This is a genomic window from Cytobacillus sp. Hz8 (genome assembly GCF_042263505.1).
Lineage (GTDB): Bacteria > Bacillota > Bacilli > Bacillales > Cytobacillaceae > Bacillus_BE.
This window is the reverse complement of record NZ_JBHKFI010000018.1, coordinates 83,680-102,639: the sequence shown is the minus strand read 5'-3', so window position 1 is coordinate 102,639 and position 18,960 is coordinate 83,680. Positions and strand designations below refer to the sequence as shown.

The window sequence follows — 18,960 nt, the reverse complement described above, 5'->3', positions numbered from 1 at the left end:
AACAAATGGAATGGTGGCCATATTCAACAATGGGCTATGGTGATGAATCAACTACTCCTTCATGACCATCTTAAAGATCGTGTGTTAAGGTACTTAGAATAACTTACACACTTTAATTGACAAGCCCTAATTTCTGATGATTGAGACCTAAAATTAGGTCTTCTTTTTTATGTTCTATTATAGACTTTCAAAAAATATACAAATAAAAAGCGAAAATACGTTCTGCTTTTGGGTATTATTTCAGACAAATTATGGTACAATTGGTTTATATAATATTATAAAATTCATAAAAATCTCATTTAATCGATTGCTCTCGGTTTGAGTACACTTTAAGATTCTAAAACTATAAATATTCTTACTAATACATAAAATGAGTAATTTAATTTATGCTGCGTTAGGAGTTTGGTGGAATGAGTGAACTAAACACATTTCGAATATTATCAATTGATGGAGGAGGAATAAAGGGGTTATATTCTGCGGTAATCTTGGCTGATTTTGAGGAGCAATACGGCAAGTTAAATAATTATTTTGACTTAATTTGTGGTACATCTACAGGTGGGATTATTGCACTTGCATTAGCAGCAGGTATTCCAGCAAAAGAAGTTGTAAGTCTCTATGAAGAAAATGGTCCAATAATTTTTCCATATAGGAATAAATTTAAAAATGCATTTAGGAAATTAAAACAACTTATAATTACTTCAAAATATAGTGATAAGGATCTAAGGGATGCCCTTGAAAATGTTTTTAAGGATAAAACAATTAGTGATTGTGAGACAAATGTTTTAATACCTACCTCAAATATAACAAAAGGAACACCATGTATAATTAAAACTGATCATCATGATGATTTGGGAAGGGATAGTAACCATAGATTAGTTGATGTTGCTTTAGCAACCGCTGCTGCACCAACTTACTTCCCTATACAGGAAATTTATACAATGGAAAATTCAAATGACCAATTTGCTGATGGGGGATTATTTGCAAATAATCCATCATTACATGGAATTCAAGAAGCCTATCGTTATTTTATTGGAAATAATAATCGGGGCTTTGAAAAGTTTAGTTTATTGTCAATATCAACTCTTCATCAAAATTTTTCTTTTGAAAAGCCACTTAAAGTTCATCGTCGTTCAATTGCACTTTGGAGTAAAACATTAATTCCTTTAATGATGGATTTACAATCTATATCTACTCATTATCATATTGAATACTTAAATAAGTCACTTAAAGGTCACTACTTAAGGATTAATAATGAACCTTTAAATAAAGAAGAGAGTAAATTGATTGGTTTGGATAAAGCCTCTAAGGAATCTATCGATTTATTAGTAGAAAAAGGTCACAAGGCAAGTAGTAAATGGATTAATGATCCAAATTTGCAATTCTTTTTTGAAAAAGGGAATCAAAATTATAAATTTAGAGGTGAGAAAGTTGGCACAATGTAATGATTTGTTCATGGAATTTGATGGAAAAATTAAACTTGACTCTACTAAAAAGCAATCTTTGCGTACATCAAGAAATGCACTAAGGGTAAAGATTCAAAACTACTTTGAAAATACTTTAAAAGTCACGAAACCTAACTTCTGGGGGCAAGGTTCTTATATGATGAACACTATCATAAAGCCCATCGAAGGTGAGTATGATATAGACGACGGTGTGTATCTAATACACTTGGCTGGAAAGGATGAAGAAGAATGGCCAGCGGCAACAACTGTACATAATTGGATTTTAAAAGCAGTTGATGGTCATACAACAACTCCTCCTGTTAATAAAAATACCTGTGTACGTGTTATCTTTAAAAATGACTATCATATTGATTTTCCAATTTATATATTAGGGGATAATGCTGATCATCCGAAGTTGGCTCATAAAACTAAGGGTTGGATTGATAGCGACCCGAAAGAATTAACAAACTGGTTTAGCAATGAAGTGACAAGCAAAGGGGATCAATTAAAACGAATTGTCAGGTACTTTAAAGCGTGGAAAGATAATAAAAAAGGTGAAGACAAATTTCCAAGCGGAATGATTTTTACAATACTGGCTTCAAATCACTTTGTTGAAGGCTATGAAGAAGATGATGATTCTGTCTTCATTGCAATTGCAAAAGAAATTTATGACGAGTTAAATGAATCTTTCAGTTTAAAACGACCAGTATTCCCTGAAGAGGAGTTATTTGACGAATGGTCTGAGACGGCAAAAACCAATTTTTTAAGCAAATTGTCTACCCTTGTTACTAATGGGCAAAAGGCACTAGAAAAAGAGAAAAAAAGTGAATCCGCAGATATTTGGATAAAAATTTTTGGAGATAGATTTCCTGAATATAATCCTCCAGAGGATAGAGTGAATAAAGGATATGCTTTACAAACAGCATCAGCAGCAGTAATAGGAAATTATGGACGATCTTCTTAGTTTAACAGAAATATATTCAAATAAAAGAAACGAATCAGTGGAATATCTTGAAAATGCTTATGGGGCTATTCAAGTAGAATCTGAAAACCCCATCAAGTATCCCGTAACTTTAAAGGTAAATATGTTAGTCGCAGAGCATGATATTAATTTACTAATTAATCTACCTTTTAATTTTCCTGATTCATTTCCGCAAATAAAATTAGACGATCAAAGTTTTCAAAAGTTATATCCTTTGCCCCACCTTGATATATTTAGAACTCTTTGTATTTTTGATGATGTAGTTGCTAGTCCGAACCCTGATAATCCAAAAGGGGTTTTGGACGCAACCATCGATAAATCTAAAGAAGTACTTACAAAAGGAATTTTAGAACAAAACCTTACAGATTATACCGAAGAATTTGAAACATATTGGTTGCAGGAAACTAAGGGGAGGTATCTTTCTACAGTAGCACCATCTGAAATTTCTAAAGTTGTATATCTAGTTCCATTTAAATATAAGAATTGGTCAGAACATGGGATTATCTCTGACCACAAAAACGAGGCTATCCAGTGGATAAAAAATGTTGGCGGTAGTTTTAATGAAGAAGACGTAATTCCTGTCTTTTATGTACCTTTACATGAACCAATCAAGTTTCCATTTCCTAAAAATAATAAAGATATATATCACATTCTAAAAGACAATAAATGTAATTTAAATGATTATTTTAAGTTTCTTACAAATAATAAAAGACCCACAAAGATATTGTTTTCGATACACATAAATAATGATTATACATGGGGCATATGGGAACACCTCAAACCTTTTAAGAGAGTTATAGAAAATTATAGAGGAAGGAAAAAAATACAAACAAATCTTAAAGGATTCAGGGCCAACAGCCGTAACGGATTAATAGAATTAATAAAGGAATTTCCAATGATGGAAATAGATAAGTATTATGTGACAGATGTTAGCGCAGTTCGGTTAAAGCGTAGGGGCGGGGATGGAAAGGTTGATAATCTTGGATTAAGAGTTGCGGTTGTAGGCTGTGGGTCTGTTGGTAGTCATATGGCACAGGGACTTATTGATATAGGAATACAGCATTTGTTGCTAATTGATTCTGATAATTTAAGTTTTGAGAATATAAATAGGCATTTATGTGGTGCAGATCAGGTTGGAGAAAAGAAAACTGAAGCAGTTAGAAATAGACTAAGGAAACACTATCCAACAAGTCAAATTCATGTTTATAGCGATAATGTCTTGTCATTGCTTAAGGCTAACCCCAACACACTAAATCCCTTTGATTTAATAATTGTGGCAATAAGTAACACTCCGGCGGAGTTAAGACTTAATGAACTACAAATGGCAAATGTGATTAAAAAACCAATAGTATACTTATGGGTGGAACCTTATCTAGCAGGTGGACATGCGGTATGGATTGAACCTAATAGCAAAACTTCTATGAAAATGCTTTTTAACAGTGGTGAATACAAATATCAAATATTAAAAAATGGAAATTTATACTCCAAAAAAGAACTTGGGTGCAGCACATCTTATGTTCCTTACGGAGTTTTAGAATTAAAAAAATTTATTGTTGAAGTTATAATGTTTATTCAACAACAGTTAAATCGTGAAGTGAAAAAAAATAAGGTCTTTACTTGGCTAGGAAACTTAACAGAACAAAAGGAAAATAAGCGACTGTTAGCACCAAAATGGGTAGGTGCATCTGATTTTTCTATTAGGCTCAATAAAATAGAAAGTGTTGATTTAAATGATATATAAATTTGGTGATAAACATGTTGTTTTTACTAATCCTGTTGCTAAAATATTTGATTCCTATAAGCAAACGAAGAAAGATCAGAATGAATCTGGTGGGATTCTGTTAGGAAAAGTATATAAAGATTTGATAATAATTGATAGCATATCTGAACCGTCTAATGAGGATTGTTCAGGGCGCTACTATTTTGTGAGGAATGTTCAAAAGGCTCAAAGAATAATTGAAGAGGCATGGAAAGAATCTAACGGGGAAAGGATTTATTTAGGTGAGTGGCATACTCATCCGGAGGATACCCCAACACCTTCAAATGATGATAAGAAGTTATTAAGCAATATGTTAAAGGATTCGACAATGGAAATAGATTTTTTGTTTATGGTTATCATTGGTATTAAAAATCCTTTTGTAGCAGTGCAGCAGAAGGGAAAAAAGATTAGTAAACCTTTAAAAAATCTAAAATCTTCGAATGGTTTGGAAATTATAATTTATGAAGATCAAGCGGGGAAAATCTTTGGTTTTAAAGTAGCCGGGTATCTTAATCTTGGCCCACCCGGACATGATATTTACAATGCAGCCTTTTCTCAAATATTTATAGGAACGATTAACTCTATTTTTGCATTAAGTGAAATTTCTGATTATATATTAGAAAATGAAAATGGGTTTATCAGGTTTGTAATAATTTAAAGGATAATGAAGAAAAAGTTTATACACTTTTTGATTCAATGCAAATTCAAATTAAGATGTTGTTTGAGGAAATGAAAAAAAAGAACCTAGAGAATCACGTATGTATTGAAATAAAAAAATGAAATTATAAATTTTTACTGAAATATTGAAAAAGGTAAGAGTCTTTAGATTCTTACCTTTTTCTGTTAGTCAACGACATTAAATCTTATCCAAAAAAAGATATTAGGACATGAATTACCTGTATTTTAAAGTTGAAATTACCGGTGTATCAATAAAAATAGCGATTTTACAGTTATATTAATCAATGCTTTAATTGTAGTTTAAGAACGTGTATTCTCTAATAAATGGAATATGTATTTAGAAAAAGAAGGAAGGTGAAATCATGAAAAAAAGTAAATAATCTATAAACATAGAAAAGGGTCATCTATTATGTAGTAATATTTTCATGTTAAATTGCTAAAAAACTGTTACTGATATGCCTAAAGTATCCTATAAGAACAAAGGGGAGCCGTGAAGCCCTCATAAAAAAACGCAGCAGAAAGGAAAGGTGATAGTATGGAAAAAATTCAAAAAACTATTGTAGAAGGTACAAATGTAGAAGATTCATATGAAAACTGTTAGACTGGAGAAGCAGACAACCTATTTAATATTGGAGTAGGTAACAAATATGATTTTGTTGGATTTTACCAACTTGGAAGCCGCTATATTGTAGATATTACTGATGGGGTTTCATATACAGATAAATATTATGATGATAGTAAAGAAGAGGCTTTAGATTTACTGTTCGAAAAAATTGAAGTTATGTTTGATGCCTGTAGAAACAGACTTGAAGAATATGCTTATGAAAATGAAGAAATTCAAAATAAATATGATTTTGTAGAAGAGAAATTGGCTGAATTTGTTCAATGTGCCCTTTATAAGTTGCAATTGGACTATATGGAAAAATTTTTTATCGTAAAGCTACTGAATTTCTGAATGCATGATAGGTAATGATATGACATGATTGTGCCAAAAATGTGCTAATTGAAACTAAAAACAGGTATCACCAAGTATCAAAGACCCTTGATATTATAGGGATTTCCATTCTTTTCTTTACTTTAAAATATCATGATACGTCTGACCACCGATATCGAAAAGCCCCTTGAAAAGTTGATTTTGTACTGCATCCTAAAAGTTTGAGTGAAATCTAACTTTCGGAGTGTTTTTTAATGGCTAAATATAGTGAACAATTTACGAGGGTACGGAAGGAATTATACTTAAATACTGATACCCTAATTTAGAGAAACCGTTAAAGCAGGTATTAAGCGGGTTAATTAACATTGTTAACGGACTTGCTGAAATAAGGAACGAAAACGGAGATGCTCACCATAGAAGATACGAAGTAAATATGCACCATGCGTTAGTAGTTATTAATTCGGCTAAAACTGTTGTAACGTTCTTATTCAACACTTATGAATATCAACTTGATAAGGGTACGCTAGTTAAGGAGTAAATAAAACGGGCTTGCGTTATGCTTGCCCGATATTTACCAATAAAAAGACGAACAGTACAAATTCCGTTCGCCTAAAATGCAGGTTGAAAACATTAAACTAGGATTGTAGATGATGAGTTCTACCTGTCTTTGAAACTTGTATTGTTTCTTTAATATATTCCGCTGATTGATGTAGCCATTTAAGTTCTTGGGAGTCGAGAACAATTTCTAATTGTTTTTCTACGCCATTCCTCCCAATAATACATGGCATACTTAGTGCAACATCCCCATCGTATCCATATTGTCCGTGTAATGTTGTGGACACCGGATAAACACTGCGTTCATCCAGCATAACTGCCTTTGCTAGTGTAACAGCAGCTTGGGCAACACCTGCGTTTGTCCACCCTTTCCCATTTAACACATCGAAAGCTGCCTTTACAACTTGTTTTTTAATAGTGTCCCGATTTAATCGTTCTTTTCCTTGAAAAACTTGGTCTAATTCTTCTTCACCAAACCCTTGCACATTTAAGCGGCTTAATACTGGGAAAGCTGTATGTCCGTGTTCACCCATCATATAGCCTGTTACACTTTTTGCATCGATGTCATAATTAGCAGCAATTATTTTACGAAGACGTGCAGAATCAAGCATGGTTCCAGTTCCGAAAATGCGTCCCTTCGGATAGCCGAATTCATTTTCTGCTATGTATAACATGGTATCTAACGGATTGGTTATGATAATAATGATTGCGTCTTTCGTATATTGAGTAATTCCAGTCATCACTTCACGAATTACCTCTGAATTGACAACTGCTAATTGTGTCCTGTCTGGCATCGTATCTTCATCACTTTTTATGACGCTGGGACCTGCAGCACAAATAATCACATCTGCATTCGCACATTCGGAATAATCCCCAGCATGTACCGTAGTATTTGACATATATGTAAGAGCGGTTGCATGTTCTTGGTCAAGAGCTTCACCATAAGCAAGATCCTTATCTATATCAATGACAGCAATTTCCGAAAAAAGTCCTAATTTCATAGCATCTGCTAGAACATAAGAGCCAACATGGCCTACACCTACAACAACTAACTTATTTCTTTTCATATTTACCCCCCTAATCAATTGATATCTATATTTTAACATAATTTTACGAATACTTAATAATCAGTTATATTGACCTATTCCTAGAAGTGGAATATATATGTACTAACAAAAATGCTAACATTTTGCTAATGCAATCAAGAAAAAAATAGTATAACCCCGTTAAAAACATAACACCTCAGATTTAGTCAAACCCTGGTATACCGCATTTTTTGCACCCATCGTTAAAGATATTACACACTCTCAGCTTACGGGCGGCAAGATGTAAATATCTCAATTGTTTTATTATTCTATAAGGCGATAAAGTCATCTAAAATAATTATTTATAGCCAAAAAAATCATTTTACACAAATTTTATACAAGCGCTCCAAAAACCCTTATAAAATAAGGATTTCTGGAGTATCTTATATCCCGACCAACGGAATAAATTTTGTGTATGTTTTAAAAACGTCTATTACAGAAGAATTAAGTAATATCAACGTTCATACGTCTTTACAGATAATTGTAGAGGCATTTTTTTGTATTTATTTTTAAGGTATAGAAGAGGTTGTGAACGTTTATATTAAAACGGAACGGGAGGTTTATTACTTAAAAATAAGTAGAGATATAAATAAATGCTCACCGCTATGCTATGAGTAATTTTTATGGCAATTATGTGCTAATTCAAGTGTTTTATTATTATTATTTAGATAGAAATAAATCAGTAATTAAGAAGAGTAGTCATTCTTCTATTTACTACAAATTTATTTGAATAAATAGATTGATTATTTAAAAAGCAATTAGCAATATTTATGTGCAATTAACCATCATTATTTGTTTTTATACCAGTTAATACTATAGTAATAAACTTTTTCGATTCTTCTATTAGATCATAACTTTCATCGAATAAACACCAGTCATATAGTGTTCCTCTCATGGATCGGGTGATTAACATGGTCATTTCATTTGTTGATAAATTGGCCTTGAATTCTCCTTGATCTTTACCTTCAATGACAAATGAACGAACAATTTTATATAAAGTTCTATTGGTATTTGCAAAGTAGTTATCTGGATTTGGGATTAAGGCGTTCATATAGACGGTTCGAATCAGGTCTCTCCCTAATTCATCCCGAAGATAAATCATTTGAGATTCTAATAGGCTAAATATTTTCTCACTTGGAGTTAAATCATCTGGTAATGATTGAATAAAAGCCGCGTAAAATTCATCTATTTCTTTAAACTTTTCTAGAAAAATTTCATATTTTGATTTGAAATGAACATAAAAGGCACCTTTTGAATCGTTACTTGTATTGACTATTTCGTCAACCGTCACATTATCAAAACCTTTTTCACTAAACAGTTTTAAAGCCGTTTCAAGAATTCTTTTCTTTGTTTCCTGTGCTTTGATTTGTCTGGGAGTAAGTCGTGTCATGAAGTTACCTCCTACGTAGAATCTACACGTCTAATTATTGATAGACTTTAAGAAAATAGTAATATAAAACTTATTATTCATCTAGTATTTTATTTTTTGAAAGAAGAAGGAATGCAGAAAGAAAGGGATATAATACATTAAAAATATTCAGAAAATTTCAAAAAAGTATTGACAGGAATTTATATGAATGATTACAATAATTTAAAAGACTGCAGTCTGTGACTTCAGTCTGTGAATTTCGAAAGCGCTTTTTTTCTGGGGTGGGTACTATGTAGAAAAGGAGGATTTAGGTGGATATTATAGGAAATAGAACTTTGCGTGATTTGTTGAGAGAGAAGGTATTATTACACGGTGATAAGACATTTCTATTATTTGAGGATGTCCATCAAAGGAGATTTGAACTATCTTATCGAGGATTTGAGGATCAAGTAAATCGTCTTAGTAAAGTGTTTAAGGACTTTGATGTAGAGAAAGGGGATCATGTTGCGGTACATCTCCCTAATTGTCTTGAGTTTATGACTTCATGGTTTGCATTAGCAAGTATTGGAGCAATTATTGTTCCAACCAATCCGTTATCAACTGCTGATGAAATGGAGTATATCCTAAATCATTCTGAATCGGTTTTACTTATAACGGAAGAAATGTATTTAGATAAATTTCAAGGGATAAGAAAAAATTTACCCTTTCTCCGAGAGATCCTTTTAGCCCGATATGAAGGGTTAGAATATGATCATTTACATTTAAATCGTTTAGTTGAAAAAGCAGAGCCAATAGCCTCCAATGTTCCTTTAAATTCGGAGGATATTGCTGGAATGATCTATACTTCAGGAACTACTTCAAAACCAAAAGGAGTTCAAATAACTCATGCCAACTATATTTATGTTGGCGAGCTTATGTCAAAGTCTATTCGGATGTCGCCAGAAGATAGACAATTTATGGTCCTACCATTGTTCCATGGGAATGCCCAGTATTATTCAACAATGTCCGCATTGACAGTTGGAGGCAGTATTGCTATGACTGAAAAGTTTAGTGCTTCACGATATTTTAAACAGGCAAAAAGTCTTGGGGCAACAGTTGGTTCGCTATTTGCAGCACCAATTCGAATGATTCTTGCTCAACAATATGATCGAGAAGACAAAGATAATCAATTAAGGCTGATTTGGTTTGCCCAATCTGTTACATCTGACCAATTAAATTTGTTTGAGGAAAGATATGATGCCTCATTGATGCAAATGTACGGTATGACTGAGACGATAGGGATTCCACTAATGAACCCAATTGATGGGATGCGTAAAAATATGAGCATTGGAAAACCGACAATTGGATATGAGGTAAAAGTGGTTGATGGAAACGGAAAGGAGGTTCCAACCGGTCAGTCAGGACAAATTATTGTAAAAGGAATCCCAGGGCGTACATTGATGAAAGGGTATTTTAAAAATCCTGCTGACACTGAAGAAGCCTTAAGAGATGGATGGCTTTACACCGGTGATAATGCAAGAATTTCAGAAGACGGTTATTTTTATTTTGTGGATCGTATTAAAGATATGATGAAACGAGCTGGAGAAAACGTTGCTGCAAATGAGGTAGAAAGTGCTCTTTCAGAACATCCAGCTGTTTTTGAAGCGGCAGTAATTGGCGTTCCCGATCAGATTCGAGATGAATCGATTATTGCTTTTGTAAACCTACATGAAAATTCTGCCATTACAGAAGAAGAACTTTTATCACACTGCCGAGAAAGACTGGCTAAATTTAAAGTACCTGATTCAATCAAATTTGTTACTGAATTTCCACGGACCTCAGTTGGTAAAATTCAAAAACATATCCTAAGACAAACATACACAGAGGAGTTAACATCTCACTCTTGAACAATTTGGGGGGAATAAAATTGGCATTAGCTTCTGTTATAGGGATTGGAAGTACATGTTATGGTGCTTTGGAAAAAAGTTTCATTGAGTTATCAAAGGAAGCTGCAGGAAAGGCTTTGGAAGATGCTGGTGTTAGACCTGATGATATTGATGCATTATATTTAGGGAATTTTGCAGGTGATCAATTTATTGACCAAAATCACTTGGCATCGTATGTAGCCTCAGCCGTTGGATTAAATGGGGTGCCTGCTACAAGAGTAGAGGGAGCATGCGCGTCTGGAAGTCTCGCAATTAGGCAGGCGATTTTTGCAATAAAAAGTGGAATGTGTAAACGTGTTCTAGTAATAGGTGCCGAAAAAATGACAACTTTAAAAACAGCAGAGGTAACTAGAATTCTAGCACAAGCAAGCAACCAAAAGTTAGAGGTTAACACAGGGTTAACTTTTCCTGGAGTTTTTGGATTAATGACAAATCGCCATATGTACCAATATGGAACAACAAGAGAACAACTAGCAGCCGTTGCAGTGAAAAATCATGAACACGGATTATTAAATCCGTTGGCTCATATGAGAAAAAAAATAACGATCGAGGATGTTTGTTCTTCAACAAATATGGTCGCGGAACCATTAAACCGATATGATTGCTCACTAATTTCTGATGGAGCCTCAGCTATGGTAATATGTGCTCCAGAAATAGCATCTGATTACCGTAATGAAGTGGTCGATATTATTGGTTCGGGTCAAGCATCTGGACCATTTGAAATCTTTTTGAACGAAGATTTGACATCGCTTTCATCTGCTAAATTAGCTGCTTCAAGGGCTTATGAAACGGCAGGTGTCGGGCCAGAGGAAATTGATTTTGCAGAAGTACATGATTGTTTTACAATGGCTGAAATTGTGGCAACGGAAGATCTTGGCTTTTTTGAACCAGGTCAAGGTGGAGCAGCAGCACTTGAAGGTTTAACTAAAATTGGTGGAAAGATTCCGATTAATACGAGCGGAGGACTTAAGTCAAAGGGGCATCCAATAGGATCGACAGGGATTGGTCAAGGGTATGAAGCAGTTCTGCAATTGAGAGGGCAAGCGGGCAACCGTCAGGTAGAGGGAGCAAAAATTGGGTTAACTCATAATCTTGGAGGATCTGGCGGGACGTGTGCTGTTCATATCTATAAAAGGAGGTTTTAGAATTGGGAAAACTTCTTCATGGTTTTCAATGCAAGATTTGCGGTGCTAACTCACTTATTGCCTATGAATACTGTGCAAACTGTAGAGAAAAAGAAAGTTTTCAAGAGGTTAAATTTAATGGGAGAGGAACTATTTTCTCTTTTACGAAAATCTTTGTTGCAGAGGAACGATTTCAATCGGAAATTCCTTACGTTGTAGCTGTGATTCATAGCGATGACGGACTAAGATTATTAGGAAGAATCGAAAAAGAGGATATGGAAAAAGTCACAATTGGGGCTATGGTTGAATTAAAAGAATGGAAAGAGGATGTTGCTATTTTTAAAGTGTCCTAGGTTAAAGATAATATTGAAGGGAGAACAAAATATGAAAAAAAGCCGTGTGTTATTTGCAAGTCTTTCCGGGTCAGTTATCGAATGGTATGATTTTTATTTATATGGTACAGCAACAGGTTTGGTCTTTTCAACTTTGTTTTTTCCTGCTCATGATCCTGCAGTATCACTGCTACTTGCCTTTGTGACATTTGGAGCCGGCTATGCAGCACGACCAATTGGAAGTATTATATTTGGACACATGGGGGATAAAATTGGAAGGAAGGCATCACTTATATTTACACTAATCGGCATGGGAGGATGCTCAATGCTCATTGGTTTTCTTCCAACGTATGCACAAGTGGGATTAATCGCTCCAATTTTATTGGTTATATTAAGATTAATTCAAGGGATCGCACTTGGTGGAGAATGGGGAGGAGCTATCCTGTTAGCAACAGAATATGCGCCAAAAGGAGTGCGAGGACTTTACGGTTCTATCCCACAATTAGGTGTTCCAATCGGTTTGGTGGCAGGTTCATTCAGTTTGACTATGATTAGTGCGTTAACTACTGACAGTCAATTTTTATCTTGGGGTTGGCGCATTCCTTTTATTGCAAGTGGTGTTCTGATCGCACTTGCAGTTTGGGTTAGAAGTGGTATTGAGGAGACTCCGGAATTTAAGCAGCAAAAGGAAACTGGCAATCTAGCCAAGGTTCCTATAATAGAGACATTTAGAAAAGACTGGATAAATGTGTTGCGTGCCATTGGATTAAAGATAGGAGACGGATTTGTAAATGTTTTTACAATGTCCTTCGTTTTAGTTTTTAGTACTGTTTATTTAGGCTATACCCGCGACACAGCTTTAACTTCTCTAACCATTGGTTGTGCAACAATGTTACTTACCATTCCGATTGTTGGGTATCTATCTGATTTTATTGGACGGAAAAAAATCTATATGGGCGGTTTAGTTCTTCTCTTCTTACTTGCTATTCCTTATTTTATTATGATTGAAAAAGGGGCAGGGTGGCTCTATTTCATGCAGGCAGTTGTATTAGGAGTAGTTTGGGGCGCCGTTTTTTCAACACAAGGCACTTTGTTCTCAGAGTTATTCCCGGCAAAAGTCCGTTATACTGGGTTATCTGTTGGTTATCAAGTGGCTGCGGCTATTGTAGGATTTGGCCCTATGCTCTGGACATCGATGGCTGAGTCTTTTGGTCCATCTCCGTGGATATTTGGTGGATTTATGATGACAGGTATTCTTCTTTCCATTGCACTTTGTATTTTTGTACCAGATACAAGTATTGCAGAAAATTCGAAGTATGAGGATAAAATTTTGTCTTTATAATCACTGCAGGTCAATTATCTAACTATTAATCTCAAGCTTATTCTTTTTCGAATATAGAATTATTCGTATGATTTTCATGTAAAAAAATCAAAGCTATGTGTTTTCTAAAAACGGATTACACATAGCTTTTTGGGGATGGAAAAAAGAAAAAACACTTATGAATATTGGCATTAAGTTCATTCATCCTATTATTGATGTAGAACTATGGATAGTTTGAAAATTATTTTTTAATTTGTAACCGCCAAGTATATAGTAGTTAATAAAGAATTAGTCATTATGAGAATTTTATATTTTCTATAGAACTTAATAAATGTTATAAAGACAATTGAGATTATGAAAACTCTTTTTTTGCGGGTGTAGTTTAGTGGTAAAATCATAGCTTTCCAAGTTGTTGTCATGGGTTCGATTCCCATCACCCACTCCATAGTGACTTAAAATTATTATGAAATTTATTTAATTCTTTATAAGAAGTCACCTTGATATTCTAAGTCAAGGTGATTTTTTATTTTTATTAAATATTTTTTACCATTTCTTCTAAACGCATTTCCTTTTCATTATCTAAGCATGAATTATAAAAGGAATTTCTCCTGACGTATCCGACGGTTCCTTCAATACGGCCTTTTTCGTTACCAGACCGGATATTGCAAAATTCTGCTTTAAAGAGATAATGAGCTTGTAAGGCAAGAAAAGATTCCTGTTCCAGCCGATCCCTTCCTTGAAGAATTTTGACTACTGCTGTTTTTAAATTATCGAAAAGTTCTTCAGTTGGTACACCTCCAAAGAATTCAAATTCATGGACAAATCCATCCAAGAAAGCCTCCTGTTTTTCGTGCAGGTACGCTCTAACAAATCGTAAACAACTTGCCGATAACTGCATACAAAAGAGGTAGATTCGGTGTTTTCGACCCTGTAGATAAATGTCTGTCTCTCCCCAGTCAAATTGGAATCGGTGGCCGAGTTGAAATTCCAGAGGAATGAAGACTTCCTGGAGCTTTTTTCTACGTTTTCTCACTAACTTACGGATATTGGATTCGGAACCCTTAAATTGCTGCTCTTCTACTAATCTTCGATAAATATTGGCAGCTGTATGTTGTTGTTTATCCCAACGTTTAAGATCCTCTTCAAGCCATTGATCGATGAAGGGTAATACCCGTTTGGTTTCGTCAGAGTATTCTTTTGTTCTGCCATAGGCTTTTTGAAGGTGTAGTGTATTTGGCATTTCTGTTGTTTTCAAATACTTGCTTACCGTATTCCTAGAAATACTCAGTTTTTTAGTAATTTCCCTTTGAGATAGACCTTCTACCTCATGTAAGAATTTGATACTATGAAATTGAGCTATGTTGATCATCCTTTTTGCCTCTCTCCAATTGATAGTTTCGTCACTTTCAATCATAAGAGAGGTTTTCAAAATTGGAAATCACGTGGCTCATTTTTAATGTGATCGAATCTTTGAAAAGTGGCTCAATATTAAATTATCAAATACAATAAAAGTTGATAAGGAACAAAAAGAACCATATTCAGAGCAAGAGATAAAGAAGTTAATTAAAAGCCTAATTTAAGGGAATGTGGCTTTGTAGAACATAGAAATAGTAAGTTAAGTTCTTGAACAGAGCATAGGCAACCTTCTGTTGTTTGAATAAGTGAAATACCATCATGATTATTTCTTTATGCTCTCATCTTTTCACTAATTGCTAATCCTGCTAAAATCATCACTTGCTTGGTTGAATCTCAATCCAGAGATAGTTATTTTAATGAATAGAATGTAATTTGTTACTCCTTTGTAAATTGTTAAATGTGTTTAGAGCTAACGCATTATGATTAATAATCATATGTAAAACCTCTTTAATTTCTTCAATATATTTATTGGTAAAATATTTTTATATTTTATAATTTCTAATTATTTTGAAATAAAGATAGGTGAAATGAATTCCAATGATGGAAATTTGTAAGAAGGATATAAAGAAATATGTTTTTTGAAGTACCAACATATCAAGTGTTGGTGTAAATTCAAATAATTTAGACATTTACATAAAGAAGCATTAACTAGTAAAATAATACAAAAGGGGATTGATCGATGAAAAAAGTATTTTCTTTACTATTACTAATGTTTTTTTTTATTAGCCAGCAAGTGGTTTATGCGCATCCTGGAAGAACCGACTCAAGTGGTGGTCACACCTGTCGGACTAATTGTGAAGAGTGGGGATTGTCATACGGTGAATATCATTACCATAATGGAGGCTCTAGTTCAGATTCATCATCAGATAACACAGGAAGTTCTAATGATTCATGGGATAATGACTGTTCAGATTTCTCAAGTTATGAAGAAGTTGTGGAATATTGGAACAGCAAAGGCTACACCAAGTATTATGACCCAGAAAAATTAGATGGCTGGGGTAACAAGGTTGATGACGGAGTACCTTGTGAACCTCCAAGTGGGTACGATACCTCAGTAATAAATGGAAGCCCTGAACAATTAGCAAAGAAAAAAGCGGTACAAGATGCCAAAGAAGGAGAGATAGATGGTTACAAAGATGGACTAGCAGCTGGACAAAAAGGAGCAAATAATAATTCATCTACTAAAGGCTCTGACGCTTTTAAAAGAGGATACGAAGAAGGATATAAGAAAGGATACGAAAAAGGACTTAATCAATTAAATAAGAAAAAATCCGCTGCTCAGAAAACAGGATATGCCTTAGGAAAAAAGCAAGACAAACTAATGATACCTAAACAATATCAAGGCGTTAAAGCCCTAAAAACGGCATTTGAAGATGGATTTAATAAAGCAATAAAAGAAAAAGAAGAAGCCAAGAAAAAAGAATATTTGTTATTGGGAACAAAAGATGGGAAAACAGATATTCTGAACGAACCTAAAAATGTAAAACTTATTTATCTAGAAGCTTATAAAGAAGGCTATAAAAAGGGGCAGGATGAGCTAAAACAGACATACATAAAAAAGGGATATAAAGCAGCTTTCCAAATCGTATACTATAAAACACCTAAGTTAGAAAAAGAGAAGTATATCGAGTGGTACAAAGAAGGATTTAAATCAAATAAGGAAAGAAAGAAAATTCAAGAGGCTGGATACCAAGCTGCCTTAGATGGGGAGAAATACCAAGTACCTATTAAATATGCACATGCTAAAGCAATCTATGAATATGGATATAAACTTGGAGAAGAAGAAAGAAAAGACAATGCTAAAACTGCTGGTGGGATGATGGGTGCAATTGTTTTTGGCTGGCTAGGTCGACGATATTATGTAGCTAGGAAAATGGTTAAATAGGGGGATAATTAATGGGTGTTTATCAAAAAATCTGTTATGTTGTGGAGGATATGTTTGTTAAAATAATTGCTAAAAATCAAAATAATGATGATGTTCAAGAAAAAGTAAGGGTTTATAGAGAGAGAGTAGAAGAATACAAAAGTCGTAAGAAAAAGGAACAACTTGAACGTATTCAGGAAAAAAAGAGAGTAGCGGAACAAAAAAGAGAAGAAGAAAAGAAACGCGTATTAAAAACTTTAGCTCATGTGGTTGATATTGAGCAGTTAGATTATACTACATATGAATATAACGAAGTAAAACGGAACGCTTCCTTTTTTAACTCAATATGTAACCAATATTTTGAGGGAGATGAAAAAGGGGTTACTTTTCTTCAATGTGAATTTGATAAATCTAGCAAACAGGAAATCAAGGGTTATTTGATAGTTACAAATAAGAGAGTGTTATTCATTTCATTAAATGGTATGTTAATACAAAAATTTCGCTACCAAACTATAAAACATGTGATACCTTCTAAAGATGGAATTTTGGAGAAAGGAATATCCATACAGTATGGTGTTAAACGTTTAGAATTTGATGAAATTTTTGATAGTGAACAAATGAAACGTGTGATGACAATCATAAATAAATCTGCACAGGTAGCATAAAAAATGAAACGCGTCATAAAAAAGACTCTTTTTACATGGTAATATTGTATTAAGGTATCTAATAATCGAATGGACAATAACACATGTACATTGACTTGCATTACAATAAATACTGATTTATCAGCGGTGTGGAGGAGTTGACAGACGCGCACGACTCAAAATCGTGTTCCTTCTGGAGTGTCGGTTCGACCCCGACCACCGGTATCAATCTTTATTACTTTTTCTTATCGTTAATTACGGAAGAATGAGTAATATCAACGTTTATAAAACGTCTCTACAGTTATTGTAGGGGCGTTTTTTTTTTCTTTTTACATGATTTTAACTTATTGAAAGTTTATCAAATCGTGTACATACAATCGTGTGCATATGTAAAGAAAGGGTGTTCAGTTTATGGCAAGAAGAAAAAAATTATTAGATGATAGTGAATTAGCAATTATTGAGAAAAAAAGTAAATCATATGTTGAAACATTTAAGGATTAAATTTACTTATTTGTTAAGAATTGCGAGTTAAGGAACCTTCGTCCTCATACTATTAAGTATTATATGAATGAATTACAAGCGTTTTTAAACTCCCTAATAGAACAGGAAATTGATATTACGGCTTTAAAGCCTTACAACATAACTGAGGAACACATTAAAGAAAACGTACTTTATATGAGAAATTATAAAGGGATTAAAGTAGTTTCTATCAACACTCGTTTACGTGCCTTACGTGCTTTCTATAACTTTCTTTTTAAGTTTAAGCATATTCCTAAAAATCCTATGGAAAATATCAAGTTACTAAAGGACAGAAAAACTGTTATTGCGACCTTTACAAAAGTACAGTTAAATAAATTATTTAATCAACCTGATCTAAGAACCTTTACAGGTGTTCGTGACTAAACGATTATGATGTTAATGCTTGAAACAGGAATACGAGTAAATGAATTTGTAGGAGTGTCGTTATCGGATATACGTTTGGAAGATAATCTTTTATGTGTTCGAAATGCTAAAAGTTATAGGGAACGATTAGTACCTATTCAGAAGTTATGAAAGACCAATTAAAAAAATATATTGCTGTCCGTGGATATGTTGAAAGTGATGCTTTATTTGTTACTATGGACGGTACTAGGTTAACTAAAAGGGGCGTACAACAAAGAATTTCAATATGGCGAAATGGCTAAATTAAAGGATGTTCGGTGTAATTGTCATACCTTTAGACATACATTTGCAAAGTTAAGTGTTCAACAAGGTGCAAACATATTTGAATTACAATCTATATTAGGACATTCTAGCATGGAAATAGTAAAAACGTATGTTAATCTTTTTGGTAATGACGTTAGAGACAGACACAAAGAATTTTCTCCTTTAAAAGTATTAAAGACAAGGTAATATCAGTAAATCACAAAGACTATTGAGTTTTTACTCGTTTTAAATTCCACAAGGGGCCTTTGTTTTTAGTACAAAGTAGGGACTGGATAACAGGCAACGGTTTCGATAAATCTTCCATCGAAACCATGAAACGTCCAG

General features: G+C 33.7%; 14 protein-coding genes, 2 tRNA genes and 2 pseudogenes. 15 read left to right on the top strand and 3 right to left on the bottom strand.

The features are described from left to right. The first annotated feature begins 410 nt into the window (after positions 1-410). The 5 genes and pseudogenes from ACE38V_RS18520 to ACE38V_RS18500 form a co-directional block, all read left to right on the top strand. Positions 411-1,442 (top strand): CBASS cGAMP-activated phospholipase, encoded by a 1,032-nt coding sequence (locus tag ACE38V_RS18520; RefSeq protein WP_375843564.1) that lies wholly within the window; start codon positions 411-413, stop codon positions 1,440-1,442. Then, positions 1,429-2,406: a cyclic GMP-AMP synthase DncV-like nucleotidyltransferase gene (locus ACE38V_RS18515; RefSeq protein WP_375843563.1), complete on the top strand. Its 978-nt coding sequence runs from the start codon at positions 1,429-1,431 to the stop codon at positions 2,404-2,406. Before ACE38V_RS18520 ends, ACE38V_RS18515 begins: the two co-directional genes overlap by 14 nt. Further along, a complete protein-coding gene (locus tag ACE38V_RS18510) occupies positions 2,390-4,165 on the top strand; it encodes a ThiF family adenylyltransferase (protein ID WP_375843561.1) in 1,776 nt (591 codons plus the stop codon). Before ACE38V_RS18515 ends, ACE38V_RS18510 begins: the two co-directional genes overlap by 17 nt. Beyond that, positions 4,155-4,841 (top strand): Mov34/MPN/PAD-1 family protein, encoded by a 687-nt coding sequence (locus ACE38V_RS18505; RefSeq protein ID WP_375843559.1) that lies wholly within the window; start codon positions 4,155-4,157, stop codon positions 4,839-4,841. Before ACE38V_RS18510 ends, ACE38V_RS18505 begins: the two co-directional genes overlap by 11 nt. A gap of 1,285 nt (positions 4,842-6,126) precedes the next feature. Continuing rightward, positions 6,127-6,333: pseudogene (locus ACE38V_RS18500) on the top strand (abortive infection family protein); the annotation flags it as partial. Between the two features lie 97 nt (positions 6,334-6,430). Here the strand turns inward: ACE38V_RS18500 and ACE38V_RS18495 are convergent. Together ACE38V_RS18495 and ACE38V_RS18490 are read right to left on the bottom strand one after the other, a co-directional pair. Further along, complete coding sequence (locus ACE38V_RS18495) at positions 6,431-7,417, bottom strand: L-lactate dehydrogenase (RefSeq protein WP_375843557.1); 987 nt, start codon at positions 7,415-7,417, stop codon at positions 6,431-6,433. Between the two features lie 796 nt (positions 7,418-8,213). After that, entirely contained in the window at positions 8,214-8,825 is a 612-nt protein-coding gene (locus tag ACE38V_RS18490; protein WP_375843555.1) for a TetR/AcrR family transcriptional regulator, read from the bottom strand. A gap of 290 nt (positions 8,826-9,115) precedes the next feature. Between ACE38V_RS18490 and ACE38V_RS18485 the strand changes: the two genes are divergently transcribed. The 5 genes from ACE38V_RS18485 to ACE38V_RS18465 all read left to right on the top strand — a co-directional run bounded on the left by ACE38V_RS18485 (position 9,116) and on the right by ACE38V_RS18465 (position 13,951). Continuing rightward, positions 9,116-10,690, top strand: coding sequence for an AMP-binding protein (locus tag ACE38V_RS18485; RefSeq protein ID WP_375843553.1), 1,575 nt, complete (start codon positions 9,116-9,118; stop codon positions 10,688-10,690). A gap of 20 nt (positions 10,691-10,710) precedes the next feature. Continuing rightward, positions 10,711-11,874 carry a thiolase domain-containing protein gene (locus ACE38V_RS18480; protein ID WP_375843551.1) on the top strand — a complete coding sequence of 388 codons (1,164 nt, stop codon included), beginning with the start codon at positions 10,711-10,713 and terminating at the stop codon, positions 11,872-11,874. Positions 11,875-11,876: 2 nt separating this feature from the next. Beyond that, positions 11,877-12,206, top strand: coding sequence for a Zn-ribbon domain-containing OB-fold protein (locus ACE38V_RS18475; RefSeq protein WP_375843549.1), 330 nt, complete (start codon positions 11,877-11,879; stop codon positions 12,204-12,206). Positions 12,207-12,237: 31 nt separating this feature from the next. Continuing rightward, positions 12,238-13,527, top strand: a complete 1,290-nt coding sequence (locus ACE38V_RS18470) for an MFS transporter (protein WP_375843548.1) — start codon at positions 12,238-12,240, stop codon at positions 13,525-13,527. Between the two features lie 350 nt (positions 13,528-13,877). Beyond that, positions 13,878-13,951, top strand: a tRNA-Gly gene (locus ACE38V_RS18465). Positions 13,952-14,038: 87 nt separating this feature from the next. Here ACE38V_RS18465 and istA read toward each other — a convergent pair. Further along, positions 14,039-14,875, bottom strand: a complete 837-nt coding sequence (gene istA / locus ACE38V_RS18460) for an IS21 family transposase (RefSeq protein WP_375843547.1) — start codon at positions 14,873-14,875, stop codon at positions 14,039-14,041. 726 nt (positions 14,876-15,601) lie between these two features. Here istA and ACE38V_RS18455 point away from each other — a divergent pair. The 5 genes and pseudogenes from ACE38V_RS18455 to ACE38V_RS18435 all read left to right on the top strand — a co-directional run bounded on the left by ACE38V_RS18455 (position 15,602) and on the right by ACE38V_RS18435 (position 18,822). After that, positions 15,602-16,807, top strand: a complete 1,206-nt coding sequence (locus ACE38V_RS18455) for a YHYH domain-containing protein (RefSeq protein ID WP_375843546.1) — start codon at positions 15,602-15,604, stop codon at positions 16,805-16,807. 11 nt (positions 16,808-16,818) lie between these two features. Then, positions 16,819-17,451: a PH domain-containing protein gene (locus tag ACE38V_RS18450; RefSeq protein ID WP_375843544.1), complete on the top strand. Its 633-nt coding sequence runs from the start codon at positions 16,819-16,821 to the stop codon at positions 17,449-17,451. Between the two features lie 122 nt (positions 17,452-17,573). Further along, positions 17,574-17,655: transfer RNA gene (locus tag ACE38V_RS18445), tRNA-Leu, on the top strand. A 276-nt stretch (positions 17,656-17,931) separates the two neighbouring features. Next, a complete protein-coding gene (locus ACE38V_RS18440) occupies positions 17,932-18,333 on the top strand; it encodes a tyrosine-type recombinase/integrase (RefSeq protein ID WP_375843572.1) in 402 nt (133 codons plus the stop codon). Positions 18,334-18,339: 6 nt separating this feature from the next. After that, a pseudogene (locus ACE38V_RS18435) lies at positions 18,340-18,822 on the top strand (tyrosine-type recombinase/integrase). The last annotated feature ends 138 nt before the right edge of the window (positions 18,823-18,960 follow it).

Bases quoted from the DNA above. Each gene is read 5' to 3' on its own strand.
- ACE38V_RS18490 (WP_375843555.1), bottom strand. From the start codon at position 8,825: ATGACACGACTTACTCCCAGACAAATCAAAGCACAGGAAACAAAGAAA.
- ACE38V_RS18450 (WP_375843544.1), top strand. From the start codon at position 16,819: ATGGGTGTTTATCAAAAAATCTGTTATGTTGTGGAGGATATGTTTGTT.
- ACE38V_RS18510 (WP_375843561.1), top strand. From the start codon at position 2,390: ATGGACGATCTTCTTAGTTTAACAGAAATATATTCAAATAAAAGAAAC.
- ACE38V_RS18520 (WP_375843564.1), top strand. From the start codon at position 411: ATGAGTGAACTAAACACATTTCGAATATTATCAATTGATGGAGGAGGA.
- ACE38V_RS18495 (WP_375843557.1), bottom strand. From the start codon at position 7,417: ATGAAAAGAAATAAGTTAGTTGTTGTAGGTGTAGGCCATGTTGGCTCT.
- ACE38V_RS18455 (WP_375843546.1), top strand. From the start codon at position 15,602: ATGAAAAAAGTATTTTCTTTACTATTACTAATGTTTTTTTTTATTAGC.
- istA (WP_375843547.1), bottom strand. From the start codon at position 14,875: ATGATCAACATAGCTCAATTTCATAGTATCAAATTCTTACATGAGGTA.
- ACE38V_RS18505 (WP_375843559.1), top strand. From the start codon at position 4,155: ATGATATATAAATTTGGTGATAAACATGTTGTTTTTACTAATCCTGTT.
- ACE38V_RS18470 (WP_375843548.1), top strand. From the start codon at position 12,238: ATGAAAAAAAGCCGTGTGTTATTTGCAAGTCTTTCCGGGTCAGTTATC.